24 protein-coding genes and 1 CRISPR repeat array are annotated in these 26,945 nt (G+C 35.4%); of the genes, 9 read left to right on the plus strand and 15 right to left on the minus strand.

Features of this window, described 5'->3' with window-relative positions:
* Nucleotides 1-105: 105 nt before the first annotated feature.
* Both FC70_RS05740 and FC70_RS05745 read left to right on the plus strand, forming a co-directional pair.
* Nucleotides 106-978, plus strand: coding sequence for a DegV family protein (locus FC70_RS05740; protein ID WP_057890039.1), 873 nt, complete (start codon nt 106-108; stop codon nt 976-978).
* A gap of 17 nt (nt 979-995) precedes the next feature.
* A complete protein-coding gene (locus FC70_RS05745; RefSeq protein WP_057890040.1) occupies nt 996-1,679 on the plus strand; it encodes a GTP pyrophosphokinase in 684 nt (227 codons plus the stop codon).
* Between the two features lie 49 nt (nt 1,680-1,728).
* On the opposite strand, the gene FC70_RS05750 is transcribed toward FC70_RS05745, so the two are convergent.
* From FC70_RS05750 to FC70_RS05760, 3 genes are all read right to left on the minus strand, one after another.
* Nucleotides 1,729-2,055 carry a heavy metal-binding domain-containing protein gene (locus tag FC70_RS05750; RefSeq protein WP_057890041.1) on the minus strand — a complete coding sequence of 109 codons (327 nt, stop codon included), beginning with the start codon at nt 2,053-2,055 and terminating at the stop codon, nt 1,729-1,731.
* A 74-nt stretch (nt 2,056-2,129) separates the two neighbouring features.
* Complete coding sequence (gene codA / locus FC70_RS05755) at nt 2,130-3,365, minus strand: cytosine deaminase (RefSeq protein WP_057890042.1); 1,236 nt, start codon at nt 3,363-3,365, stop codon at nt 2,130-2,132.
* A gap of 272 nt (nt 3,366-3,637) precedes the next feature.
* Nucleotides 3,638-5,002 carry a cytosine permease gene (locus FC70_RS05760; RefSeq protein WP_057890043.1) on the minus strand — a complete coding sequence of 455 codons (1,365 nt, stop codon included), beginning with the start codon at nt 5,000-5,002 and terminating at the stop codon, nt 3,638-3,640.
* 170 nt (nt 5,003-5,172) lie between these two features.
* Here FC70_RS05760 and FC70_RS05765 point away from each other — a divergent pair, with 170 nt between their 5' ends.
* The gene (locus tag FC70_RS05765; RefSeq protein WP_057890044.1) at nt 5,173-5,667 is read left to right on the plus strand and encodes a phosphatidylglycerophosphatase A family protein; all 495 of its coding nucleotides are present in this window, start codon (nt 5,173-5,175) and stop codon (nt 5,665-5,667) included.
* 30 nt (nt 5,668-5,697) lie between these two features.
* Nucleotides 5,698-5,937: a hypothetical protein gene (locus FC70_RS05770; protein WP_057890045.1), complete on the plus strand. Its 240-nt coding sequence runs from the start codon at nt 5,698-5,700 to the stop codon at nt 5,935-5,937.
* Between the two features lie 38 nt (nt 5,938-5,975).
* Here FC70_RS05770 and FC70_RS05775 read toward each other — a convergent pair whose 3' ends face one another.
* Nucleotides 5,976-6,491, minus strand: coding sequence for an HdeD family acid-resistance protein (locus tag FC70_RS05775; protein ID WP_057890046.1), 516 nt, complete (start codon nt 6,489-6,491; stop codon nt 5,976-5,978).
* Between the two features lie 142 nt (nt 6,492-6,633).
* On the opposite strand from FC70_RS05775, the gene FC70_RS05780 reads away from it, so the two are divergent.
* Both FC70_RS05780 and FC70_RS05785 read left to right on the plus strand, forming a co-directional pair.
* Complete coding sequence (locus FC70_RS05780; RefSeq protein WP_057890047.1) at nt 6,634-7,404, plus strand: hypothetical protein; 771 nt, start codon at nt 6,634-6,636, stop codon at nt 7,402-7,404.
* A 274-nt stretch (nt 7,405-7,678) separates the two neighbouring features.
* The gene (locus tag FC70_RS05785; protein WP_057890048.1) at nt 7,679-9,784 is read left to right on the plus strand and encodes an AAA family ATPase; all 2,106 of its coding nucleotides are present in this window, start codon (nt 7,679-7,681) and stop codon (nt 9,782-9,784) included.
* Nucleotides 9,785-9,834: 50 nt separating this feature from the next.
* On the opposite strand, the gene FC70_RS05790 is transcribed toward FC70_RS05785, so the two are convergent.
* The 4 genes from FC70_RS05790 to FC70_RS05800 all read right to left on the minus strand — a co-directional run bounded on the left by FC70_RS05790 (nt 9,835) and on the right by FC70_RS05800 (nt 12,019).
* Nucleotides 9,835-10,437, minus strand: coding sequence for a hypothetical protein (locus tag FC70_RS05790; RefSeq protein WP_057890049.1), 603 nt, complete (start codon nt 10,435-10,437; stop codon nt 9,835-9,837).
* Nucleotides 10,438-10,931: 494 nt separating this feature from the next.
* Nucleotides 10,932-11,336 carry a transcriptional regulator gene (locus FC70_RS05795; RefSeq protein ID WP_057890050.1) on the minus strand — a complete coding sequence of 135 codons (405 nt, stop codon included), beginning with the start codon at nt 11,334-11,336 and terminating at the stop codon, nt 10,932-10,934.
* A gap of 212 nt (nt 11,337-11,548) precedes the next feature.
* Nucleotides 11,549-11,725, minus strand: a complete 177-nt coding sequence (locus tag FC70_RS09250; RefSeq protein WP_157045249.1) for a hypothetical protein — start codon at nt 11,723-11,725, stop codon at nt 11,549-11,551.
* Nucleotides 11,726-11,833: 108 nt separating this feature from the next.
* Nucleotides 11,834-12,019, minus strand: a complete 186-nt coding sequence (locus FC70_RS05800; RefSeq protein WP_057890051.1) for a hypothetical protein — start codon at nt 12,017-12,019, stop codon at nt 11,834-11,836.
* A 384-nt stretch (nt 12,020-12,403) separates the two neighbouring features.
* Between FC70_RS05800 and FC70_RS09255 the strand changes: the two genes are divergently transcribed.
* A complete protein-coding gene (locus tag FC70_RS09255) occupies nt 12,404-12,544 on the plus strand; it encodes a hypothetical protein (RefSeq protein ID WP_157045250.1) in 141 nt (46 codons plus the stop codon).
* Nucleotides 12,545-12,676: 132 nt separating this feature from the next.
* Nucleotides 12,677-14,693: a CRISPR direct-repeat array (repeat unit 36 nt; unit sequence GGTCTCGAACTCATTGATTTGATACTCTTCTAAAAC).
* A gap of 29 nt (nt 14,694-14,722) precedes the next feature.
* Here FC70_RS09255 and csn2 read toward each other — a convergent pair.
* The 4 genes from csn2 to cas9 form a co-directional block, all read right to left on the minus strand.
* Nucleotides 14,723-15,394: a type II-A CRISPR-associated protein Csn2 gene (gene csn2, locus FC70_RS05805; protein WP_057890052.1), complete on the minus strand. Its 672-nt coding sequence runs from the start codon at nt 15,392-15,394 to the stop codon at nt 14,723-14,725.
* Nucleotides 15,391-15,696 carry a CRISPR-associated endonuclease Cas2 gene (cas2, locus tag FC70_RS05810; RefSeq protein ID WP_057890053.1) on the minus strand — a complete coding sequence of 102 codons (306 nt, stop codon included), beginning with the start codon at nt 15,694-15,696 and terminating at the stop codon, nt 15,391-15,393. The genes csn2 and cas2 overlap by 4 nt, the downstream gene beginning before the upstream one ends.
* Entirely contained in the window at nt 15,674-16,579 is a 906-nt protein-coding gene (gene cas1, locus FC70_RS05815) for a type II CRISPR-associated endonuclease Cas1 (RefSeq protein WP_057890054.1), read from the minus strand. Before cas1 ends, cas2 begins: the two co-directional genes overlap by 23 nt.
* A 199-nt stretch (nt 16,580-16,778) precedes the next feature.
* On the minus strand, nt 16,779-20,852 hold the full coding sequence (gene cas9 / locus FC70_RS05820) for a type II CRISPR RNA-guided endonuclease Cas9 (RefSeq protein ID WP_057890055.1): 4,074 nt from the start codon (nt 20,850-20,852) through the stop codon (nt 16,779-16,781).
* A gap of 139 nt (nt 20,853-20,991) precedes the next feature.
* Between cas9 and greA the strand changes: the two genes are divergently transcribed.
* A complete protein-coding gene (greA, locus tag FC70_RS05825; RefSeq protein WP_057890056.1) occupies nt 20,992-21,459 on the plus strand; it encodes a transcription elongation factor GreA in 468 nt (155 codons plus the stop codon).
* 16 nt (nt 21,460-21,475) lie between these two features.
* Nucleotides 21,476-22,078, plus strand: coding sequence for a cadmium resistance transporter (locus tag FC70_RS05830; RefSeq protein WP_057890057.1), 603 nt, complete (start codon nt 21,476-21,478; stop codon nt 22,076-22,078).
* Nucleotides 22,079-22,127: 49 nt separating this feature from the next.
* Here FC70_RS05830 and FC70_RS05835 read toward each other — a convergent pair whose 3' ends face one another.
* The 3 genes from FC70_RS05835 to FC70_RS05845 form a co-directional block, all read right to left on the minus strand.
* The gene (locus tag FC70_RS05835; RefSeq protein ID WP_057890058.1) at nt 22,128-22,463 is read right to left on the minus strand and encodes a hypothetical protein; all 336 of its coding nucleotides are present in this window, start codon (nt 22,461-22,463) and stop codon (nt 22,128-22,130) included.
* A 150-nt stretch (nt 22,464-22,613) separates the two neighbouring features.
* Complete coding sequence (locus FC70_RS05840) at nt 22,614-24,485, minus strand: WxL domain-containing protein (protein ID WP_057890059.1); 1,872 nt, start codon at nt 24,483-24,485, stop codon at nt 22,614-22,616.
* Nucleotides 24,486-25,052: 567 nt separating this feature from the next.
* Nucleotides 25,053-26,915 carry a hypothetical protein gene (locus FC70_RS05845; protein WP_057890060.1) on the minus strand — a complete coding sequence of 621 codons (1,863 nt, stop codon included), beginning with the start codon at nt 26,913-26,915 and terminating at the stop codon, nt 25,053-25,055.
* Between the last annotated feature and the right edge of the window lie 30 nt (nt 26,916-26,945).

Here is a 26,945-nt window from a genome sequence, read left to right on the forward strand (position 1 = left end):
TCCGCGGAATAATTTATTATTTTAATTGTATCACGTTTGTCATTTGAGTTTAATCCACTGACTAGTATATAATGGCAACTGACAAATAGAAATGAGGACAAACTTATGAAAACTGCCATTGTAACTGATAGTGCAGCTTATTTACCACCAAAATTAATTGAAGAATACAACATCACCGTCGTTCCAATCACTGTTATTTTTGATAATCAAGCTTACTTAGAGAACATTGATATGGATAGTCCCACTTTCTTTGAAAGAATGCGTAATGACAATGAACTACCCACAACTTCCCAGATCACCTTGGGACAAATGGAAGCTACCTATGACGCACTAGCTGATCAAGGATTTGATGAAATTATTTCAATCCACTTATCTGCTGGAATCAGCAGCTTTTTTAACAACTTATTAGTGTTCGTTAAAGACTACAAACGGGTAAAAGTTTATCCATTTGACTCTAAAGTTGCGAGCGCTGGTGAAGCTAACTTAGCCCTACTTGCGGCCTATATGGTTAATAACGGTCATTCGGCTAGTGAAATCATGCCAAAGCTCGAAGAACTCAGGGATAGTACCCACACTTTATTCATTGTTGATGACTTGAAACATTTATTGCGAACTGGTCGAATCTCGAATAGTTCTGCCTTCGTTGGTAACTTACTACGGATCAAACCAATTCTAACCTTTAATGATGAAGGTCAAATCATTGCCATTAGTAAAGAACGAACCATGAAAAAAGCCTTTAACAAGTTATTTGCCGATTTTAAAGAAACCACCAAAAGCACTGATTATCCAATTCGAGCTGCGGTTCTGGATGCTAATAATCTCGAGTCAAGCGATGCTTGGCGGGCAGAATTTAGAAAAGAATTTCCTGGCGTCCCAGTTAATACTAGTCACTTAGGTCCCGTTGTATGTGTCCATACTGGTGAAAACACGATGGGATTAATTTGGTCAAAAGACTGGCGTGAATTAGCTAATAAATAATTATTGGGGGCTGATTAATGATTAACGAACACAAAAATGGACTTAATCCTAGTAAAATTAAAGCTGATGTAAAAGATATCGTTAACATTATTACACCTGAACAAATTGGTGATTTGACCAACTTATTTCAACTTTATCATTCCGGGATGAATGAATTTGGTACAAAACTAGAAAATCTGGATGCTGAATTTCATACTCGTTTGGATTACAATCCCATTCATCACATGGAATCACGAATGAAAGACGTGACTAGTTTATATAATAAGATGAACAAAAAGGACATTTCTTTTACAACTGATGCGATTAAAAAAAATATTTTTGATTTAGCTGGTATTCGGGTGGTTACTAATTATATCGATGATATTGAAGCGATTGAAAGTAGCTTATTAAAGCAAGATGATGTTACTTTAATTAGACGAAAAGATTATGTAAATAACCCCAAAGAAAGTGGTTATCGTAGTTTACATCTAATTTTGACGGTTCCTGTCTTTCAATCTGATGGACCTTATGAAATTCCCGTTGAAATTCAAATTAGAACAGTCGGCATGGATATGTGGGCAAGCTTAGAACATAAATTAAAATATAAAACTAATTCGAATCCTGAATTGGTTAAGCAGTATAGTAATGACTTAATTGGTTATGCTGAAGAATTAACACAAATTGAACAAAACATGCAAATTATTCATAAAAATATCCGCTAAAAAAAACGACACTCAACTGAGTGTCGTTTTTTGCATCTATTTTAAATTTTTAATCGATAAATTTAACAGCCGTTCCATAGGCAGCGACTGATTGCATATCATTACTAATATCACCGGAATCAAAACGCATCATGACCACGGCATCGGCACCCATTTCTCGTGCATTAGTTCGTAGTCGATCAATTGAAATATCGCGGGCTTCAATTAACATCTTGGTATAATCTTTGATTTCGCCACCCACAATGTTCTTAAGACCGGCACCAATGTTACTCATAATATTTTTTGACTGGGTCGTTAAGCCAAAGACTTCCCCAATCACTTCATATTGGCGGCCAGGAATATTTTCAGTAGTTACAACTAAGATGTCGTTTGTCATAGTAGGTCTCCTATCTAATTTACCATTATTATAACTAATTTATTTATAAACACCTATCAATAACTATTTCACCATTAAAAGTGAGTTTGTACTTTTTTAGGTTCGGTTTCAACTAATACTTTACCTTTGCGAATTGAATACAATACTTCAGCATGATCATTCAAAACATCATAGAAATTCTTTTGATTCATTAACAAACAGTTTGCGTCCTTACCAACTTCGATTCCATAACGATCCGAAATGTGTAAAGTTTTAGCCGCGTTGTTAGTTACGAATTGATAAGCATTTTGAATATCTTGATGACCCATTAATTGCCCGGCTAAAATTCCAATTTGAACTTGATCCAACATATTACCATTACCCATTGGATACCATGGATCTTTAATATCATCTTCCCCAAAGGAAACGTTAATCCCAGCTTCAGATAATTCTTTAATTCGGGTCATACTGCGACGCTTGGGATAAGTATCAAAACGACCACCTAAATGTAAATTAACTTCCGGGTTGCAGACAAAGTTAACGTTCGACATTTCTAACAAGCGGAATAATTTATAACAATAAGCATCATCATATGAACCCATGGCGGTCGTGTGGCTAGCAGTTACCTTATCACCGAGACCAGTTTCATAAGCCAAAGTTGCCAAAACTTCTAGATTACGTGAATTTGGATCATCAATTTCATCACAGTGAACATCAATTAAACGATCATATTTTTCGGCTAAGCCGACAATGAATTTTAAGGACTCCACCCCATAATCACGAGTGAATTCAAAATGAGGAATCCCACCAATAACATCAACCCCCATTTTGACAGCTTGTTCCATTAGTTCTTTCCCATGTGGAAATGATAAAATACCAGACTGTGGAAAGGCCACTAATTGTAATTCAGCATAATCAGCCACTTCTTGTTTTACTTCTAATAAGGCTTCAAGCGCCGTTAAATTAGGATCAGTCACATCAACATGACTCCGCACAACTTGAATACCGTTCGTTACTTGTTCACGAATCGTTTCAATTGCCCGTCTTTTAACGTCTTCTTTGGTCAACGATTTCCGTCTTTCCGTCCAAATCCGAATTCCATCAAACAAAGTACCAGTTTCATTCCATTCTGGATCACCAGCGGTTCTAGTGGCATCCAAATGAACATGTGAGTCGATAAATGGTGACAGTAAGAGGTTTTCATGACCTTCAATTACTTCTTCATTATCATGGCGGTCTAAGTTAGCTGCAATTTCAGTAAATTTACCATTAATAATTCGAATATCCTGGGTATCTTCTTCTGATTCAATATGAACGTTTTTAATTAACATCGTCGTTGCTCCTTATCAGTATTGTTATCTATACAATACAAGTTAGCGTTTTCAAGTGCAATCAAAACGACAAAAAAAATTAGACCGGCCCGGGTAAGCCGATCTAATTATAGGAGTAGGATGTAGCTGCTCTCCAGCTACTGTCTTCATTACTTTGGAGGAGTTATGAAGTAGGTTTAATTGGTATGTAACTAATATAACCTGTTGATATGAAGAAAATATGAAGGATTCTTCATAAAACTTTGAAATATTTTATAAAACCATTAAGAAAATTATTTTGACTGTTTTTGAAATATTTTCATCAATAAATAATAGACAATTCCAATCAATAACATGTTTGGATAAGCCGCCCCCACACTAGCTTGCATCCAATCAACTTTTTGCATCCCAAGATACGTGAACACACCCAATAGCCAACTGACATAAGCAATCCAACTCACACCATGGTGATACCAGAATTTACCACCGGCTGCGGCCAAGTCTTTAACAGAATAATTACCACGATTAATAATAAAGAAATCAACCACCATGATGGCAATCCAAGGTCCTAAAATCATCCCCAGCACATCCAAGAACGTCACAAAGGTATCTAGGAAGCTACCAACAACCATTGGCACCATCGTCACAAAGGTCGCCAAAATGGTCACAATCCAAAGTGATGGCTTTAATTTAATTTTCGGAAACATATTATTCAAGGCTGATCCAGCCGCTTGTAAATTAACCGCATTGGCCGTCATACTGGTTAAAATAATAACAATCATCGCAATCGCACCAAGCCCTAATTTAGAAGCAATCGTGCTAGGATCAGAATTATTGGCATCATAGACCCCACTGCTAATGGCAATTGCAATCGTGGCAAAAATCCCCACAAAGGCAAACCAAAAGACGCCCAGCATCGCTCCTAAAAATGGAGCGGTCGTTGCCGTCGATTTTTTATTTGTAAAACGAGTAAAGTCGGCCCCAGCAGTTACCCAAGCCAAGTTAAAGGCCGCTAAAGTATCTAACGCGGTCCCAAACGACATCTTTGATTTAGCTGGCACCTGCCAATGGGCAATATCAGTAAATGATACTTGTTTGAAGACCACAATTGTTTCCCAGATGACAAAAACAAACACAATAATCATGCCGATTCGTTCAATCAACTGGATTGATTTTTGACCGGCTGACACACTAATCAAATGCAAAACACTCATGACCCCGATTCCAAATAACAAGCCCCATTGACCACCCGGTTTACCATAAACCGGCCAACCAAATATTTCATTACATAAATATGATACCGAAGTGGCCGCAATAAAGGTATTCACTGCTGTCCAACCAATAAATTGAATTAGATTAACAATTGAGGGTCCAACGCTGCCACGAATACCAAATGCGGCTCGTGAAATTACCGTGGTTGAGACCCCCGTTTTATAACCCATATAACCAACTAAGGCGAGGAAAACATACGCAACTGCTGAACCCATAATTAAGGCTTCAACACCACCAATTAATCCACAGGCGGCAATCACACCACCAATAAACCAGGTACCATTATTGGCATTAGCACCCACCCAGGTCGCAAACATATCCCAGTAATTCATGCGTCGGTTTTGACGATCAATACTATCTAAATGATACTGTTTTTGTTGTGCCATAATTGTCCCCATTCATATTTTTTCTTTTAACATCATATCCTAAATGTTACATTAAATGTAGTTTTATATTTTTTTAAAATCATCACTAAACTAGTAGGGCGTTTTATTTCCGCCGAAAATTTAAACTGGTATACTGAGCATGATAACTTGATGAAAGAAGGTTACTTAGAATGCAAGATAAAGAAAAATATCCAGATACCAAAGCTTACGATTACGTGGTCGATGAATTAGCGAAAAAAGGGATTACCCCTCGCTCAATTGCCGAAATCACCTATGAATTGCAACATGGATTTTTACCCGATATTACGATTGAAACATTTGAAGAAGTTACGATTAACGTGATGCACAAACGTGAATTATTAAATAACGTCATGGTTGGTCTTTACTTAGATAAAATGGCGAATGAAGGCAAATTAGACGAACCACTCCAAACGATTGTTGCCCATGACATGGGTGTATTTGGGGTCGATGAAACGCTGGCACTTCAAATCGCTAACATGTATGGAGCCATCGGAATCACTAACTTTGGTTATGTTGATCGCATTAAACCAGGTATCATTGGTAAACTTGATACGTCACCGACTGATGTAAATACCTTCGTCGATGATATTGTTGGTGCGATTGCCGCGGCTGTCGCTGGTAAGTTGGCTCACGAATATAGTTAAAATAAGATAACGTTAGGAACCCGAATAACCATGAAAAAATACAAAAATGATGATATCCATACCGTTGCGATTGGCGTGTCATTAATCTCAGCTGCATTAATTATCGGTCCGATTATCCGAGTTTTTTACGGCTATAAACTATCTTTTTATTTCTTTGATTTATTACATGGCTGGTGGGCATTAGCTGGTTGCATTGCGATTCTAGCAGTCGGTATCTATTTCACTTTGATTACCGAAAAAATAACCCCCAAAAGTCATGGCAAAAAATAAGACATTCTTCCCAATTGGGTTGAATGTCTTTTCTTTAATTAAAATGCACGGACAATTAGTAAGATACCAAATAAAAATAGGTAACCGGCTAGCATATAAGCAATAAATACCGAACCAATTAGTGGATTAAACAACATAATCAGGCCTAAAATAATACCGAGGACTCCTAAAAACGCATTAAATACTGAAAATCTACTGATCCCCGATAACATTAGGGCATTAAACGAATCGAAAATAAACCAAAATGCTAACATATAACCTAAAAATAGCATGCTAATATCTAAATTAGTAAATAAAATAACTGATAAAATAATATCTAGTAATGCTGAAACCAATACAAACCACGTGCTTTGACCGACAATTTTACGTAATTCAAAGTAACCATTTAAAGAAAATAACCCTTTTAATAACATAATCGCAGCAATCACCCACATGATTCCAATTACAGCGCGACCGGGACGCATAAAGGCTGCAATACTAACAAATAAAAATGCTAATCCTAATATAAATGATGGTACTTTAAACTTTTTTCGTGCTGGTTCAAAATTATTCATCATAATCTCCTCCTCTTTTTAGTAAGTATAGCTGAGCATGCCACTGGACTCAATTAATAAGATGTTCGCAAATTCTTCTAATTTTATCATTCTATTTTAATGTATAATAAATAGAAACGATAATTAATTAGGAGGTACTACCTTGACCAAAAAAACAGCACGGATCTGGTTAATCGCCAATGTGGTCTTAGTATTAGCCTGTTACTGGACCTACTATCTGTTCCCAAGCGCATCACTAACCGCAACCTTAGCCGGATATTTATCATATGGAATTTATGCCCTCTCTGCATTACTATGGTTTACTTCGGCTTTAGTCGGACGACAAGCGGGCCTTACTAGCGGAATTGGAATTAGTTTAATTCTAACCGGAATCTTATGGCAATTAATGGCAAGCTCGGTGCTCTACCAAATGCCCGTAATCTACTTTATCGATTTCTATCTACCAATGATTATTCAAGCCCTTGGAATTGTTTGGTTCGCTGCTGATCTTTGGCGTTCACGACAAGCTAACGGTAAAATTGATTGGCAAATTAAATCAATGTGGTATGAACTGGTCTTAGTAATCCTTGTTCCATTCGCAATCTTCATGTTGGGACAAGTCCCACGTTTGGTTGCTGCTTACTCACAATATGGGATTACCTTTAATATTTGGGCATCATATAACCTTTACTACATTACCATTCCGGCCTTATTGATTTGGGCATTGACCATTTTCTACTTAATTCGTGGAATACTTAAAAAAGTCTCAACTTCACAAATCGTTGGTGCTGGCTTCGCATTCTTCGGAATGACCGTCTTTTGCGTAATCTATCTATCAATTCCGACTTATTTTATGTTTGAACCCAGTCCCTTCGCTTTAATGTTATTAATTGTCGGCACCACCATGTTATTACCACAAGCCAAAACCAAATAATTTTCCACTACTATCTTCAGTTATTTTGGAGATAGTATTTTTTTGACCTTTATTAACTTTTAAAATAAAATAATGCTACAAACGTATATTTCAATTGATATTTTTATAAATCATAATGTTTGACCTTTCTTGACCAATGAGTTATTATAATATTCGAAGAGGTACAGAGATACCTCTTCAACAATCAAAATTAAATTAAAAATAGGTCAGAGCGAGAAGCATAGTTTCTCAAGATGAAGTAATCAACTTCCGCTCAATAAAGGAGGAATTTATTATGGCAAACTCAATGTTTGGTAATGACCCATTCTTCACAAATAATGGTATCGATGATATTTTCAACGAAATGATGCGTGGTATGAATGGCGTCAACTCAGAACAACGTTATTTAGTTAATGGTAAAGAGGTTTCCGCTGAAGAATTGGCTCAAATGCGCCAAGCGGCAGCAAAACAATCACAACAAGCACCTCAAGGATCAGGATCACATGGTTCACAAAAAGATGACAGTATTTTGAATAAGCTCGGACGTGATCTAACCAAAGCCGCTCAAAACAAAGAGCTGGATCCTGTAATTGGTCGGAATGACGAAATTCAAAAAACGGCTGAGATTCTTAGTCGTCGAATTAAGAATAATCCGGTCTTAGTTGGAGATGCTGGAGTTGGTAAAACTGCAGTAGTTGAAGGCTTAGCCCAAGCAATTGTGGCAGGAAATGTCCCAGCGGCAATCAAGGATAAAAAGATTATTAGTATTGATTTATCAAACCTTGAAGCTGGTACTCAATACCGTGGTAGCTTTGAAGAAAACATCAAGAACCTTGTGGATGAAGTCAAAGCTGATGGCAACGTAATCTTATTCTTTGATGAAATTCATCAAATTCTAGGAACTGGCGCTATGGGTGGTGAGTCAGGATCGAAAGGACTCGCTGACATGATTAAGCCAGCCCTTAGTCGTGGTGATATCACTGTCATTGGTGCTACAACGCAAGATGAGTATCGTAATACGATTTTGAAGAATGCTGCTTTAGCCCGTCGTTTTAACGAAGTAACGGTGAATGCACCTGATGCTGATGATACTTTCAAAATTCTTCAAGGAATTAGTAAGTTATATGAACAACATCACCATGTTAAATTACCAGATGATGTTTTAAAAGCCGCCGTTGATTTTTCAATTCAGTACATTCCACAACGGTCATTACCGGATAAGGCAATTGACTTAATTGATATGACGGCTGCTCACCTTTCCGCTCAGCATCCAGTCACAGATAAAGTTGAATTAGAAAAGCAACTGGCACAAGCTACTAAAGAACAACAAGATGCAGTCGCTAGTGAAGACTATGCTGCAGCTGGAAAAGCTAAGCAACAAGTTAAAAAACTAGAAGCACAATTAAAAAGTGCTGATAGCGATCAAACGGAAGCTGTCGTTGCAACCGTTAATGACATCGCCAAAGCAACCGAACGTCTAACTGGAATTCCAGTTGCCAAGATGGGTACTTCAGATATCGAACGTTTGAAAGAAATTGGATCTCGTTTAAAGGGCAAAGTGATTGGCCAAGACGAAGCCGTTTCAATGGTTGCCAAAGCAATCCGTCGTAACCGCGCCGGATTTGATGAAGGTAACCGACCAATCGGTAGTTTCTTATTTGTCGGCCCAACTGGGGTTGGTAAAACTGAATTAGCTAAACAATTAGCATTGGACATGTTTGGTAGCAAAGAAAGTATTATTCGCTTAGATATGTCTGAATATGCTGATTTAACGGCAGTTTCTAAATTAATTGGAACTACCGCGGGTTATGTTGGTTACGAAGATAACAGCAACACGTTAACTGAAAAAGTTCGTCGTAACCCATATTCAATCATTCTTTTAGATGAAATTGAAAAAGCTAACCCACAAGTATTAACTTTATTATTACAATTAATGGACGACGGTCGTTTAACTGACGGTCAAGGAAATGTCGTCAACTTTAAGAACACGGTTGTGATTGCCACATCAAATGCTGGCTTTGGTCACACTGATGATAAAGAGACGAAATTAATGGATCGATTATCACCATTCTTCCGTCCTGAATTCTTGAACCGCTTTAACGGTATCGTAGAATTTAGTCATCTAAGTAAAGATGATTTAGCTAAAATCGTTGATTTAATGTTAGATGAAGTTAATGACACCTTAAGTAAAAAAGGCATTACCTTATCGGTAACTGATGATGCTAAATCGTGGTTAATCGATCAAGGTTATGACGAAGCCATGGGTGCTCGTCCACTCCGTCGGGTAATTGAACAACAAATTCGTGATAACGTAACTGATTTCTACTTGGATCACTTGGATGCTAAGAAGTTACAAGCTACCTTAGTTAATGACCAAATTGAAATCTCTGAAATTAAATAACGATACGAAAAGGGGTCGAAAATTAGGCCCCTTTTTTGTTACATATAATATTATTGATTTGCATCATTTGTAACGGATTCCGCTACTGATTGTGACTTTGCTTTCAGTGAAGAAGCTTCCGATTGAGCTTGAGCTAAATCTTGATTAGTACTTTCCTTCGCCGAAGTAGCTGATGAAGCTGTTGATTGAGCCTCGGCTAATTGTTGTTTCAATGATGAAACTTGTGAGTTTAGATTATCATATCGTTGTTGTAAGTTATCAATTTCGGTTTGTTTCGCAGCAACTTTTTGGTTTCCATCGTTGATAGCAGTTTGGACTTCTTGCATTTTAGTTTGAATTTGGGCTTGTAAACTTGCAGTATCATTATTATATTGAGTTTGTAAACTCGCCAACTGCTGGGTTAATTGGCTCACATTTGCTTGTGCGTTAGCTAAATCTGATTTAGCCGTTGCCAAGTCTGTTTTAGCAGTCGCTAACTTTTCTTTTTTAACATTATAAGCTGAAACCACGGCATCAATATTATTAGCAGTTTGAGCTAAATCATTGTGCCCTGACCAAAAATCGTCAGCCGCACCTTTAATTGCAACCCCACTAACCACCAAACTGGTTGAAGCTAACGCTGTGATAATTAATTTTTTGATGTTCATTTGCATATTTCTTACGTCCTTTTGTATTATTACTCCAATTACTTATTATATGAACACCATCAGTATAAATATAGTCTTGAAATAATACAAAGAAAATGCTTATCAAAGTCAATGGTACCAACACTTCACGGGGTTAATTACCGATTGAAATGGAACTTTTTATAGTACCATCATTTAACCTTAATGATGGCTTTTAATTAAATTTAGTTTCACTTATCGGTTAATTAAAACCTATTTAATTATCGTAAAATTAATACATAGCGCTACGATGCCAATCTCTAAAATAATTATTTTATAACTAACTCAATTATGCTAATGATTTAGCAATATATTTAACAAAAAAGGCCCACTTAGAGTAAGTATGCTTATCATTTGATTAAGTATCCACACTAGCTCTTTATCAGTGACACAACTTTAAATAATAAATTAATTTTTTTTGCTTTATCTTCTAATTTACAGATATTTTCCGCTACTAGCTATTTTTTAACACTTCTTTAATTTTATTTATTAACCGCTACTTTAATCCTGACTTGTCCGTCAGGAAGATATTCTTCATAATCAAAATCATAAACTCGATTGATTAATTGATTTTTTTCATCATCCCAAATCTGATTCCAGGTTTTAACAACTCCAAGTTCATCTTGAGTATCAACCGGATAAGTTTTCGATTGATATAATGCAGTATCAAAATCTGTACTATTATCGCTTTGAATCCCTAATGACACTGAATAATCACCAGTATAATCTGATTCGTAATCATGATAAATACAAGCGACAACCATTGATTGCTTCAATGCCTCTTCTACAAAGTCACTATTTTCCTGCCATAAGCTCATAATTTTATTTTGACATTCTGCATCTTTAAAATTATTAGTTCTTTTAGAGTTCACTATTTTTAATTTCATTACTTGGCTCCTAATTGGGATGTGTTTTTATATATTGCCAAGTTTTAAATAACTAATATTTTGACATAAAAACAAAAAAAGGGGATTCAAAATTAATTGAATCCCCGAGCCTAAAGCTCACGTATATTAAGACCACTAATGTGGTCCGCACTAAATGTCTGTAACCACATTATTACACACAAGGATTCATTGTTCAAATAAAATCATTTAATCTATCTTTCATTTTTTCCATATTTAAGATCCAAGAGTTGTACAAGTCCAATAACATCAAAACCTTTATTAATTGCTTCGTCACCCATATATGTATGACCCTCATAAGTAACAGGACCGCCTTTAACTAAATCTCCAGCGAAGTCCAATAGCCATTTTCTTATATCAATAGTTTTCATCAAATCAACCTCCAATTATAAAAGAACTGTTCCATCATTTTTTAATTCGTTGTTGTCTGTAATTCGAAAGGGGCTTAAAAAGCTCTTAATTACAGCATTCTTATTTTTTTAAATTTCATCATTTATCTCCTCCTTAGAATCCATTCGTTCCCAACCTGCTCCTGAGCGAAAGTATGTATTGCTTACAATCGCATTAGTAACTATAATTCGATACACTTTAATATCACGCACCGCATTAATAAAGTTACCGTAAACTAATTCGCTACCTTTATCGTCAAAATATTCATATGTCATTATTAAATAGCCTCCCAAAATACACGAACACACATTCGCATATTAACATAAAAACAGTTTCCACTTCAACCAAGTTTCTAAAATTAACTATTTCATGTATAATAAATTCAACAAATAATTAACCATTATATGGATAAACAAGAATTATTAGGTTTACATACACAGAATCAATTACCTGACGCTGCTGAAATTAGAATTATAAAAAGAGCTCAGAAATCAAGAATTTAAATACCTGGTCTTGATTAGATGCTGGAACGACTGATGAGCAAAAATAGCAATTAACATTCAAAACATTAAAGTACTTTACTAAAAAATAATGAATTAAAAATTGTTAATAATTATTTAGATCTTGACGAAAAACTAAGAATAATTTTAGAGGTTACCATGGATACAAAAGCTAAAGAAGCGCAAAAAAGACGTATGCATGAACCTGTTATTAATTTAGAAGAAGCCATTAAGGAATATAAAAAGCATCCAGATAAAGAACTTGATAATTTTACTAAGGGGTGCAATCAAAGAATTTGAAAAAAATAGAAAAAATGATGATCTTAATGAGTAATAATGATGAAAAGGCGCATCTAACTTTTGTTAGGTGCGCCTTTTAAATATTAAATTTTATCCCTAATTACCTAGATATACTTAATTCTAATGCTTCACGTTGTCGAACTCATTGATTTGATACTCTTCTAAAACAACCATCTTCGTGCTTTTCTTCTTTATTAAGGTCTCGAACTCATTGATTTGATACTCTTCTAAAACTCAATGAACAACCAAAAATAAACTAAGGTAGGTCTCGAACTCATTGATTTGATACTATTCTAAAACACCATCAAGATTAGCAATCTTGGCGTTAGTGGTCTCGAACTCATTGATTTGATACTATTCTAAAACGTTCGTTTGGCCTGTTCATTTTTAATCTTTGGTCTCGAACTCATTGATTTGATACTCTTCTAAAACGGATGCACAAAACGAGTACTATTTGCTTATGGTCTCGAACTCATTGATTTGATACTCTTCTAAAACCTATCAACAACCAAACTGTCTGTTCCGACTGGTCTCGAACTCATTGATTTGATACTCTTCTAAAACATGCACTAGTAGTTGCTTGAACAGCGTTGGGGTCTCGAACTCATTGATTTGATACTCTTCTAAAACGGCGGAGCAACATGGTTAGGATTATAACTAGGTCTCGAACTCATTGATTTGATACTCTTCTAAAACTGTTTAGAAAACCAGACTCGTTCTTCAAAAGGTCTCGAACTCATTGATTTGATACTCTTCTAAAACTGTATCCGTTCATACTTACCATGTTCGGCTGGTCTCGAACTCATTGATTTGATACTCTTCTAAAACAATAACAGTTGCCACTGCATTAAATGCGGTAGGTCTCGAACTCATTGATTTGATACTCTTCTAAAACTCATCAATGCCGTATTCTTTAATTTGTTCAGGTCTCGAACTCATTGATTTGATACTCTTCTAAAACTGAAATGTAATAGGTAATATCTGATCCAGCGGTCTCGAACTCATTGATTTGATACTCTTCTAAAACGAGTTTAGCTAAAAAGATGAATTTTTTACAGGTCTCGAACTCATTGATTTGATACTCTTCTAAAACAGTTACCAACAGCGCTAATTGCGCCTAGAAGGTCTCGAACTCATTGATTTGATACTCTTCTAAAACATACCATTACCTTCAATTTCTTCATCAAATGGTCTCAAACTCATTGATTTGATACTCTTCTAAAACCCATCAGATGCCTTTCCACACGATTATTCAGGTCTCGAACTCATTGATTTGATACTCTTCTAAAACAATCTTCTGACGTTTCGTAAACATCACGAAGGTCTCGAACTCATTGATTTGATACTCTTCTAAAACTACATAATATTAGGAGGTGTTTTTATATGCGGTCTCGAACTCATTGATTTGATACTCTTCTAAAACTGCCAAGCTTGAAATTCAATGCAGAAGTTGGGTCTCGAACTCATTGATTTGATACTCTTCTAAAACGACATTGTTATGGAAGAAGCCACCGAATTTGGTCTCGAACTCATTGATTTGATACTCTTCTAAAACGGCGAAGGAATACACGCTATCTTTAAGGGCGGTCTCGAACTCATTGATTTGATACTCTTCTAAAACTTAATGCGATGCGGCTCAGTTCTAGGTTCGGGTCTCGAACTCATTGATTTGATACTCTTCTAAAACCACCTTCACGTTCCATTGCTGCAATCACTTGGTCTCGAACTCATTGATTTGATACTCTTCTAAAACACGTGAACAGTCGAATTTTAGCAACAAAAAGGTCTCGAACTCATTGATTTGATACTCTTCTAAAACAATAAACGCGCGATAAAATTTATTCATAATGGTCTCGAACTCATTGATTTGATACTCTTCTAAAACAATGATGAAGCACGAAATAAAACCGTAACAGGTCTCGAACTCATTGATTTGATACTCTTCTAAAACCACCAGAAACAAGTGACGACAAAAAAACATGGTCTCGAACTCATTGATTTGATACTCTTCTAAAACATAAAAGGAGGTGTTAATATTGTCAGAGAGGGTCTCGAACTCATTGATTTGATACTCTTCTAAAACATATTGATATTAGTTGATGCCATATCGACTGGTCTCGAACTCATTGATTTGATACTCTTCTAAAACCGTCTATTACTAATTATCCTTTAATCTTGTTAGAAACGATAATCAACAAAATCATTATCAATATAATAATACCGGCATTCATCATACTTCTCAGACCTCTGAATTTCTGAAAATTTAATGAGAAGAACTTTCAAATCTAATGTCCTAACTAGCTGAATCAAATCTTTAAAATCAGACTCTCTCAAATAGTCAGAAACGTTCATCATCCCTATAATTTTTGTTTCATTTAATTCACTTAATGTTTTTAGAATTACCTCAATTATATCATATGGTCCCGCAGTCATTATAGAATTGTATTCAATTTCTGCAAATTTTATTATCTTTAAAAGATCAATCTCAGGATTTACTTCTAGCGGTAAATCAATCATATAAGTTACATCAGTCACGGTATTCTTAATTTTTCTAGCTAGTTCAATTAATGCTTGTTGTGAACTATCTGGCATAATTTCAAACACCCGTTTATATATTTTCGCTTGAAACTGTTTATTCAGATTATCGGCGAACATTTGATCACCAATCCAATTTAAGGCTTTAATCGTTTCCATCAATTTATAGTCGTCATCGCTAAAATTAATATCATCTTCAAGATCCTTAAAATTCATAATCATTTTTCGATATACATCATAATTACCGGTTTCAATTACCGTAATTTTTCCTTTTGTTATTTCAAATGGCTTAAATGGTGAATATGTTAACTTCATAATATCACTGTCCTATCTGAAGTATTCCGTACATCTTGTTTAAACTCTCCCGCAATAAAGTTCATGTCATTATATTGCTTTTCGGTAACCATCATCGTTTGAATCAAACCATTTTCAGGTGCAAATTCGGCAATTCGCTTTTCCATATAGCCAGCTGATTGTTTACTTACACATACGCGAACATACACTGAGTATTGGATCATCAAAAAGCCTTCATTGATCAGCTCTTTTCGAAACTTTCGATAACTTCTTTTTTGCTCATTCGTTTGAACTGGTAAATCAAACATGACCATTAATCGCATTATTCGGTACCTCATTAGATATCTCCACCTTAATGTCTACGTTGTCGTTGTTTCCACTCAAATAATTCAAGCAATTCATAACGTGCTTAGATAATGCATTTCTCAAAATAGTTGTTTCGCCATTATATTTAAGTTCAAAGTTCAGTAAATCAACCAGTGCAAACTTTATATCCGGCGTTAATTCATTAAATTTTTGATTTGCAATCCAATAATCAATAATCGGTCTAAACGGTTCCATTAAATCAGATCCTAAATTAAAATCATTAGCTTCACTATGATGATGAATCCCAAATTGTGTCAGATAGCCATTAACAACAATTTCTCGATTGACTGCAGATAATAAAATCGAATAACCGTAATTTAATGCAGCATTAATTGGATCATATTCTCGCCTAGTAAAATCGTTATTAAATAATATCGTAAAATACTTTCTGGCTGCCACAGCTTCGCGATTGGTCGCATCCCCAACTTCGAGCTTATCTAACTCATCGATTAATTCAGTCGTGACATTCCCCGTTAATTCACAAACCTTAATTTGCATATTAATTTTATTACTAATAATTTTTGTCCATAATTTTTCTTTAAGTGCATCATTCCAATTAAATTGATCAATTAAAATTCCAACGTCACGATTATTAGGGTAATAACCAACCGTTTCACAACTTGGTTCACCTTTTTCACCTGTAAATACAATTTTAGTACCTGATTGCACTAATTTATTAATCGCAGCAGTTGTAATAACGACATTATTTGACGCAATCAATAATATTTGAATATCATCAATTGGAATTTGATTGGTCCCATCCCGCGTTTGCACCACTAATTGCCGACTCGAATAAGAAACTTTACCATGTTGCGAAATAACCACACTTCGCCAACTCATAAAAGCACCCCTTTAAAAAAAATTATTATGTGGTATACTAACTTTGTTGACTGATACTCAACACATCGAATTCATTGATTTGATACTCTGAGTTAAAATCAAGCAAGGCGCAAGCCAAGTTTAATCTTCTGAGTCCTGTATGGGACCATACATAAAGAGCGTTATTGATTTCATTATCAATAACGCTCTATTTTATTGTCTATAAATCCTTTAGGGCAACCTTCCTTTCAAATAACCCAGTTGAAGATTGGAACAAAACAACTGTATCTTTGGTTAATTTAATACCACTTGCTTGTTGCATAAACCCAAATGGTGTAGTTATTCCAATATTTTTCAAATCAGTTCTTGCAGCATTTGCATGCAAACCAATAAACATGCGATCAATAATAGTAGACTTACCTACTTGTACTAATTTGTTGTTTTCGTACTCATCTTTATCAGGTAAATCAATAAACTTAGATCTTCCTTCAATAACCTTTTCTCTAAATTTATTAGTATCATAAAGTGGAAAATACTTATTCATGGCCTCCATAATTTCATCATAAGCATCTAAGTACGACTTATTTGATTCTTTACCTGCAATTTTTTTAACACTATCTTTAGTTAAGACTAGCTCTCTTAAATTATGTGGGTATGTTGATGATCCCAGCATAAATGGCTGCCCACCATCAAATACCGCCTGTCCAAATAGCACTTTAGGCAATACCAACTCAAACCACTCAACTTTACGAGTAATTTCACCAGTTTTTTTATTTAAATTTTCTTTGGTAAATTTAGTTTCAATAAACTGTGTTAGTGCTTCAACATCAACTTCTTTGCCATGTTGAACTGAATCGGCAATCCGAACAGGGATTCCGATAACTTTATAATAAACTTCATCCTTCTTTTTCAAACGAACGATCGACATAAAGGCATCTTTTGAGCCGGTATAGCCACCATACAATGCAGTTGGCATATCATCTTTTTTCGGAATTAGTTGTTTAGCGCCTTTTCGACCAAGTGACTTATCTAGTTTAGCGGGATAAAGGGTTTGATCATACATCGCACCACTATTTTCATGTACTTCATGTGTCACCAATACTTTTTTGAAGTCATAAATTTTATTCATATTGGTAATTACTGCTAATTTATCAGCGATTATTTCACCGGTATCTTTATCGACAACTTTATCGGTGTGTTTTAAATCTCGTAAGAAATCAAAACTAGTCATGTTTTTAAGTTTATCCATTTTTTTAAATTCACCATAGACAAAATATGGTTGTAATTTCGGATAACGCTTATATAAATAAGTACCAACAAACGCTGATAAATAAGCATCAAACGCATGATGATAGTTATTAACATTTCGATTTTTAGGAAAATCAAAGAATACCCGCATATCATGGGTCAAATTAGCTTTAACCGACACAATTTTAGTATCATCACCCAATTTATCATTTAAAATTTGGGCAACTAATTTAATAATCTGGCGAGTTTCAACTAATTGACGATTAATAAAGCCCTCTGCCTTAAATTTATCAACATTATCAGGGTTCAAGGTCAAATTTTTAAACTTAGCTTTTGACATTATCCCAGTGTCAACCATTCGTTTCCAAGTTGGGTACATTTTGGCACCAAATAATTCCATCGGAACGTTGTCATTTTTAACTCGATTACCTTTAGCATTAACCAAAACTTTATTATTAATTGAATCATCTTTAATAAATGATTGTGGCAAAACATGGTCAACATCATAACTCGAAATATTATCAATATTAATTGTTTTTCCACTATATAAATCAATTCCACCTTGAAGGAAATACAAGAATAGCTTTTCTTTATTAAGAGAACCCTTATTGGCTTCTAATTCACCACGAACTGTTTTATTTATAACATCATCTGTGACCTTACTATACATTTCACGGATTTGGCTATAGCGAGAATTAGTCCGACGACCATTCACTTCATCTTCACGAGCAAATTCAATAAATATCTTTTGTGGTGCCACGCCACCCATTGCATTTTGAATATCTTGAACTACTAATAATACTTGGCGAATTGCTTTTTTATTTTGAGGTGACGTATAAAAATTATCAATCATTTCAAACATATCTTTTTTACTATTGGTCTCAGTTAAATTAGCATTTTCATCAAAAATTGCTTGTTTAAACTCAGGACGATTAACAATCATCATAAAATTATCGCTACTATCACGTAAAATATCGATAATCCGTTGACCATTTTCATCAACCAAGCATGCCAATAACCGTTTCGATAAACTACCCCAACCACGATACCGTTTGTTAGCTAATTTGTTCCTTTGTTCATCAGTTAGCCAATCAATTTCTTTTAATTTAGTTTTAAAAATAGCCGCATCTTCAAAAATGGTTGACCATTCAATGATTTGTTCGATATCTTCGCGATACTTCACGTCATTAATTTGATCTGGAATAATTTTTTGATAGTCAAATTGAGTTGATAAACTACTCATTAATTTCTTTTCATCAGCCAAACCTTCGACTTTTAAATTATCACGGACATACATTAACTCACTAACCAGAAAATCTTTCAATTGTTTAATAGACACACTTGCATGCTTCGTAAATAGTTCATCATGAATTAATTGCTTTTGTTCGGCAGTAAATTTTTCTCCATTAACTCTAATATTGTTTAGTTCGTTATAAACTTCAAAATCCTGTGTTAATAAACTACACTTAGGCAAAACATCTTCATTAAGTAGATATTTATCCTTGGTCGTCATGCGCTTAATAAAGTTTTCAGCCGATGCATTCTTATCCACGATATCTTCAAAATTCCATGGGGTGATTGCTTCAGTCGATTCTGGATTTTTACGAACCATCCAAGCAAATCTAGTCTCATCTTTTTTCTCTTTACTTGCAGTATCAACCAATGGTCCAACGTAGTATGGAACCCGGAATGAAACTAACTTATCAAGCTTATATTCATTTCCAACTTTTTCGCCTAACCAATCATAATATTTCGATTGATTTTCGATAATTACATCTAATTCATGTTGATGTAATTGATGCGGAATGGCACCATTTTCCTTCGTCCGTTGTTTAGGCATGAATTGGTCCAGCTCAATTAACTGATTAATCTCGGCAACTTCATCCCCGGCCACCCCTTTAATTTCACTTTGGACTGCTTTATAAAAATCTTCTTTAATGAACTGCTTGCTGTCTTTACCATTGATATATTGGTCATAGGCTACTTCCAATTTATCCGCAGCCTTTTTATCAACTAACTTTTCAACGGCTTTCAACAATTGTAAGTGTGCTTTATGTGCTTCGTATTTTTCAACCATTGATTCAGATAAGCCTTGGCCTTCAGGAACAATCCCAGCCAAAGTGATTGAAGAATGAATCTCATTTACCAATTCCACCACATGAATAGCCGGATCATCGAGTTGAGCAATGATCTCATCTAATGCATCATCAGAGCTTTCTGAATCCAGTGAAAATTTCCACATTGAATCATCACTCTCAGTATTTGTCAGAACATCAAATCTAGTATTCAAGCCTAAAATACCACTCAAAAATTGCTTTACAATCTTATTTTGCAATTTTTCAATAGTTTTAACTTCTGAGACCGTATAAATTAACTTCACTGCTTCACCTTGTCGATCAAATCGTGATTTAGTGCTATCTAGTAGTATTTTTTTGATTTCATCAATCTGATCAAGATTAAACTGTAATTCTAAGTCAGGATAAACACTTTTAAATTCTTCATTTAGTTCATTAAATTTAATTGCTAAATCTAAATTGCCACTTTTAAAAGTTTTTACGGGAGCATTGTTTAAAAAGTGACCGCGATACTTAACGATATGGTGAATTGCTAGATAAACTTCACGAATATCAAATTGCCGGTTTTCCGTCATTAGTGCCTGTCGTAAATGATAAATCGTCGGATATTCTGTGTAAAAATCTTTATCTGAAGTATCATCAAATAAGACACTCTCCGGATACTGTTTTTTAGTATCTTGAGGGACTAAATTAGATTGCTTTTGCCGAATAAAAAAAGCCTCGTCTTGCGGTAAAATATATGGTTCAAAGAAATCCTGGAGTAATCGCAAACGCCACTTCCGTCGATTCAAGCGCCGTCGGGTTGTCCGAAAGCCACGCCGGTCAGCCGCCGTTTGCCCTTCACTATAAATCCGCGTTCCATATCCATACTTACCCTTTGCGTGCATTAATTGATAATTATCATCCACTATCGCCCAGCCAATTGAACTCGTCCCAATATCCAAACCTATATTATAGTTTTTCGCAGCCATAATTTTCCTCCAAATTTATATCATAATGTAATTATAATACTTATGTTATCGGGGTTAAACGCTTTCATAAAAATATTTAATTTTACCTTTATGTCCCCATTTCCTGTACAATGAGCATAACTTAACAAGGAGTATCAAAATGGAACCTTACTTTAATAAAATGACCCCCACTGGTTATGCTGAAATTGAAGCCGAAATCGAGCAACTTAAGCTAGTCCGTCCAGAAAAAATTCAAATTTTAGCGGCTGCACGGGCACTAGGTGACCTGTCAGAAAATGCTGAATATAGTTCCGCCAAACGAGATTTGCGTCGTTTAGAAGGCCGCTTGCGCTTTTTAAACAAGCAGCTTCAGTATGCCCAAGTCGTGACCCCATCCAATAATGACCTAGTTGAAATTGGTAAAACTATTACGGTTGAATTCTTAGATGATCACGAAACGGACACTTACTTAGTTGTCGGTAAACAAGAGGCTAATATTACCGCAGGAAAAATGTCATTCAATTCGCCATTGGGATCAGCCGTCATTAACCACCAGGTGGGTGACACCGTAAGTATTACTTCACCGGATTCAGAATATACCGTTAAAATTATTGCCGTTACATTTTAGATTAGGAGATTGAATTTTGCTAACCACCATTATTAGTGCCCTCGTGATTTATTTTTCGACTGCTCTGGACTTAATCGTTATTTTGATGATGCTGTTCAATAAGTACCCATCAAAGGCGGACCATCGCCAAATCTTTATTGGTCAATTCGTCGGCTCCGGATTATTAGTCTTGATTAGTTTGTTTTTTGCTTATGTACTGCACATGGTCCCTGACCAATGGATCTTAGGGATTTTAGGGATTATTCCCATTTACTTCGGTATCAAAGCTCTCATTTCAGATGAAGAAGAAGTCGAGACCGTTGAAACTAAATTAACTGGTAAATCGCTCAACAACTTAATTATTCCGGTAATTTTAATTACGTTTGCATCTTGTGGAGCGGATAATATTGGGTTATTTATTCCTTATTTCGTTACCCTGACGCTACCACAAACTAGCCTTGCCCTTGTTATTTTCATGCTCGGAATCCTTACAACTGGGTTACTCGGAAATAAACTTGCTAAAATCAAGTTGGTTGAAAACTTTCTGGATAAATTTGGTGACTGGATTATTGCCATCATCTATATCGGCCTTGGAATCATGATTATTTGGGAAAGTGGCACCATTCAACATTTTATTTAAATCAAAAAGGCAATTCCAAGTTTAATTAACTTAGAATTGCCTTTTTAAATTATTTAATAATTGTAATTCGTTTGTAGCTCACAACCATCTTTGAATGATATTCATCCTTAATAGCTCGTGATAAATCTTCATTTTCCGCAAAATCAACTAAACAAGAGTTAGTATATTTGCGTGTAATTACGGCAGCAGCAGGTTCTTTCACTGCTTCGCTCGTAAACGTTACTTGTTGTCCTAAGTCAAATTGAGCATTCACTTCATTTTCTTCATACAAAGATAAACGACTTGATTTGTCCCTTGGCTTTACTTTAGTTTCAGTAGCGGTCTTAGTTTCTACTGCTGGTTCTACTTTTGCTACTGGTTCTGCTGCTTTTTTATCTTCTGCCATCATTTGACCTCCAGGATCATCTAAAAGGGTTAACTAGAATATTATACAGCAAATCGCAGACTTGTGCTAACTTATTAATTAACAACGCATTGTCTAATCAACTTAATCCATTTAATTTTCTCAAATAAAATTGATTGGTTATTTTAATAATCAAGCGGCCTTCACAGTAATCTGTGATGAAGTTAGGTTCCAAGTAATTGTACTACCAAAACGTTGCCCTGCCATTAATTTAGCTTGATGATTGGCATTCAATATTAATTGTCCCGTGGTCACCCATGTTCCAGCATTTCCATCCTTTGAATCTAACAGATTATAACTTGTATTATTATCGGAAATCACCAACGAACGATTTCCCATAATATTGTTCATCTGTATCATCGACTCTGATGTCAGTTCCGCTTTTTCATTATCAATAAACTTGGTCATCTTGGCCGATAAACTCCAATCATCACTATCAACCCGTGAGTCCGTAATTGCTAAAATTGATCTAGCTTCCGGTTTTGTTTGCTTCATTCCAATCGTTCCATTATAAATATCGGCTGCCGTTACATCACCAAAGTTAAAAGTTGGTACTTTATCTAGACTTAGATGCCCAACGGGTGCAGTAACTGAAAGTTGTGCCTTATTTGAATTAATTGTGATATCTTGTGTATCTCCATTACCGGTTGGAATTGATGCCGTTAATACCGCCCGCATTACATACGGAGTACCTGCCTTCGTAGCGGCAGCTGCTTGTTTAATAAAACCACTCTTTTTAGTAAAAGTTAGTACATTATCCGCAGCAGTTAAATCAGTAACCTGCTGAATACTTCCCTGATAGTTACTAACGCCTTCACTATTTTTATTATTCAGATTGGTAAACGTATTACCATTATTATTACTATATTGCCACTGATACTTCCAGGAAACATTACTACCATCTTCTGGTGTTGTCACGTCACCTAAATCTGAAAGTCCTTGTGCATCAAGCGACCATGTACCACCATCATTAGTAGCCATTTCTTTCGCTACTAAGCCTCCCGCATATATATCTTTATAATCAACTAAATTCCCGGAAGTAGCGGTCTCAGTATTGGTGATTTGAGCTGAAATTTGTTTTTTAATTCCCGGGTTCGTTGTACTCGTATTGATATCCATTGGTTGTGTCATAACATAGCTAGCATTTCGACCCTTTTTTTGATCCCACATAATTTTGTCAGCTAATGAACTATTCCATTCAATTAAACCAGTAGCATCATTGGGCGTTGTCATCGCTGTTCCGGTATAAGTAGCATTCTCAAAAACCACTTTGGGGGCAGTCATCGTGATTGAGGTTGCATCAATCGGACTAGGAACAACCACTACTTTAACCAATTTTGAAGTTTTATGTTTTGTTCCCAGGCCCAACAGTCCATGAACTGTCACATCATATTGAAAATAATAAGTTCCAACCGCTAAGTTAGTTGGTAGTTCCATTTTTGGATTTGTATTAGTCCAAAAGTGATCGCTAACTGTTGAATCAGTCGTTTTTATCCAGGTTTTATGATCACCTTGTAACGTCCATCTGGTTGGAGTTACTACCACATTACTCCCTAATACTAATAGTAACCAAGTTGATACTTTGAGTGATAAGTCAGCGACCGCCATCTTACTTCTTGAATCAGCCACTAAATATTGTTCTGATTGCGGTTGTACAATAATCCCAGGTATAATTGGCAAAATAATATGTAAGCCACTCCAGCTTGGGTTTTGAACTCCATCTGCCGCAGTCGGTGCCAATGGGTTCGTATCATTTGCTTGTGTCATTTCCGTTGTGTCAGCCCTAGTTTGAACTTCATTCGAGCTTGCATCACTAATAGCAGTATCATTAACACTTGATTCTGTTTTTGTAGTACTGCTATCACTATTAACTACTGATGAACTTTGACTGCTTACACTAGAATCACTAGTTTCTACTGCCAGCGTTCGACTTGGTACACTTGTAATGCTACTAAAGGTAAATAATCCGACCAATCCTAAACAAATCACTTTTTTTAGCTTCATAACATCTCTTTTCCATATATTTTTTGATAGTAATGTCCATTAAAGCATTCCCACATCGTTAATCTAATTCCAATATCATTCATAATTGAATCCTACGAAAATCCGATAATAATTAGTTATCCATGATTATTATGAACACTATTTGTATAATTAATTATCAACCAATAGCATTAGCTAATACCAATTTAATACAAATATTATTTATTAGAATATATTCACATGGAATTAATTATATTTTTTATTAACGCTGACAGTTAAGTACCTTAACCTCTCTTACAATTCAAATTGTACATGGATTGTTAGTGAAATTACATAGCATAATTGTTTGCCATACACTTCTGTTAACTTTAATAAGTTTACAAAAAAGCCAGACTATTATTAGTGGTTTTATTAAATTTAATTATCACATGATTAATATAATCATTATGATTAAAGTTATCATTTATATTGCTTTTGTTGATAAGTAAATTCATTTTTTGATTAAACATGGCTATACAAAAACTCCCACAATTGAATAAATTCAATTGTGGGAGTTTTATTTAAAATTACAATCTCAGTTCAATAACTCTATTCAGCTGTTTTAGTTGTCGGTGTATCACCAGTTAGCGTCCAAGTAATCGTACTACTAAAATGTTCACCATCAGTTAACTGTGTTTTGTGATTAGCATTTACAAATAATGCCCCCGTTATGGGCGTGGTTAATGACCCACCTTTATCTCTAGTTAATGCCAGATTATCTTTATTATCATCGGTGACCTTCACAGGCGTTTCTCCACTAACCGAATTTAATATGCTAACTTTATTTTCAAGTTGGGTTCCACGATCAGACGTCATTTTAGTCATTTTTGCTGATAAGCTCCAAGATTGATCGACACGGGTATCAGTCACTGCCAAACTAGATGTCTTCGCGGTTTTATTATCTTGAGTTCCATTATAAATATCAGAGGATGTGATATTGTCGAAACTGTAAGAAGGTACTTGATCCAAGGTCAAACGACTAACAATCGGTGTGGCCTGCAATTCAGCTTTATTTGAAACGATCGTAATTTTAGTTTTAGCATTAGCTGGATCAATTTGGGTCGACATTGTTAACTGAGCTTGATAACTTTTTCCTGAATTAGTAGCTACAGCAGCTTTAGTCATAAATGAGCTATTTTTAGTAAACGTCAATGGTGATTGTGTATTTAAATTAGCAATGTTATCCACATCACCTTCAACGTTAGTGACTCCGTCAGCTGATCCTGGCGTAGTAATTTCTTTACCACTGCCATCCGTAAACTTCCAAGCGTAATGCCACTTATTTGGCGAAGCCGTGGCAGTATCCAAATCAGATAACCCACCAACTGCCCAAGTTCCACCAGCATCAGCTGCTGCATTGTAAGCTGGCAAGCCACCAACATATAAAGATTTAGTCTTGGCTGCTAAGGTTCCAACCAGGACTTTATAATTAGCTTTAATTCCCGGAACTTTGGGATCAGTATTAACTTTTCCGGTATAATAACTATCTGGTGTATTCCCACTAGCTGTAGACGTTCCATTTCCTGCCCTAATTTTGGTTGCACGTGCACTAGACGGTGTAAACGTTAGTTTATCATTAGAACTACTAGCCGACCAAACAGGCATATCCGTTGAGTTATTAGGTGTCAAAATTGCATTCGCTGCATAATCAACATCCGAATAAATAACTTTCGGCGTTCCATCACTATTATCAGTATTTGTGTCAACGTCTGTCGCTGAAACTGGCTTCGGCGTTACCACAACTTTAGCTAGATTAGAGTAATAACTAGTCCCAGCTTCTGTAAACATAAATTGGTAATAATAAGCTCCTTCTGTGAGTGATGAAATACTGTAATCATTCACATCTAAAAAGCCAAACAGGCCTAACAAACCAGAGGCTCTAACAGTCGGCTGGTTGCCATCTTTTACCCAAGTGTTTAATTTAGCATCCCAATGCCACCGTGCAACACTTAAAGTCTGATACAAGGGATGAATTCCAGTCTCAATTCGCATACCAGAAAATTTTGCTTTTGAAATATTAGCGACAGGAATATATTGTTCCGAAGGTGGTTGAATACTAAAACCCTTTCTAAAAATCGTCAATAAAAAGCTCCATGAATCCTTAGATGGTGTATTCGCACCAGATGGAGTTCCAACAGGATCCGAATCAGCTTGCGAGCCTACAGTTGCAGCTCTAGATTGCGCAGTCACAGAATTATCAGCGGTTTTTGAATCACTAATTGCACTCGAAGAAATTGAACTAGTAGTACTTGAATCTGAATCACTACTCGTTTGGTTAGACACAGATGAACTTTGACTGCCAGAACTTGAACTAGCAGTTTCGGCTGCTAAAATTGGCATTGATAAACTAGTAAAACTCCCCAAAGTTAATATAGCTATTAAGACCAAATAAACCATTTTTTTTAATTTCATAATTCTCCTCCCCCCGTTTTAAATCGTAAT

Source organism: Paucilactobacillus oligofermentans DSM 15707 = LMG 22743, assembly GCF_001434315.1.
GTDB classification, from domain to species: domain Bacteria; phylum Bacillota; class Bacilli; order Lactobacillales; family Lactobacillaceae; genus Paucilactobacillus; species Paucilactobacillus oligofermentans.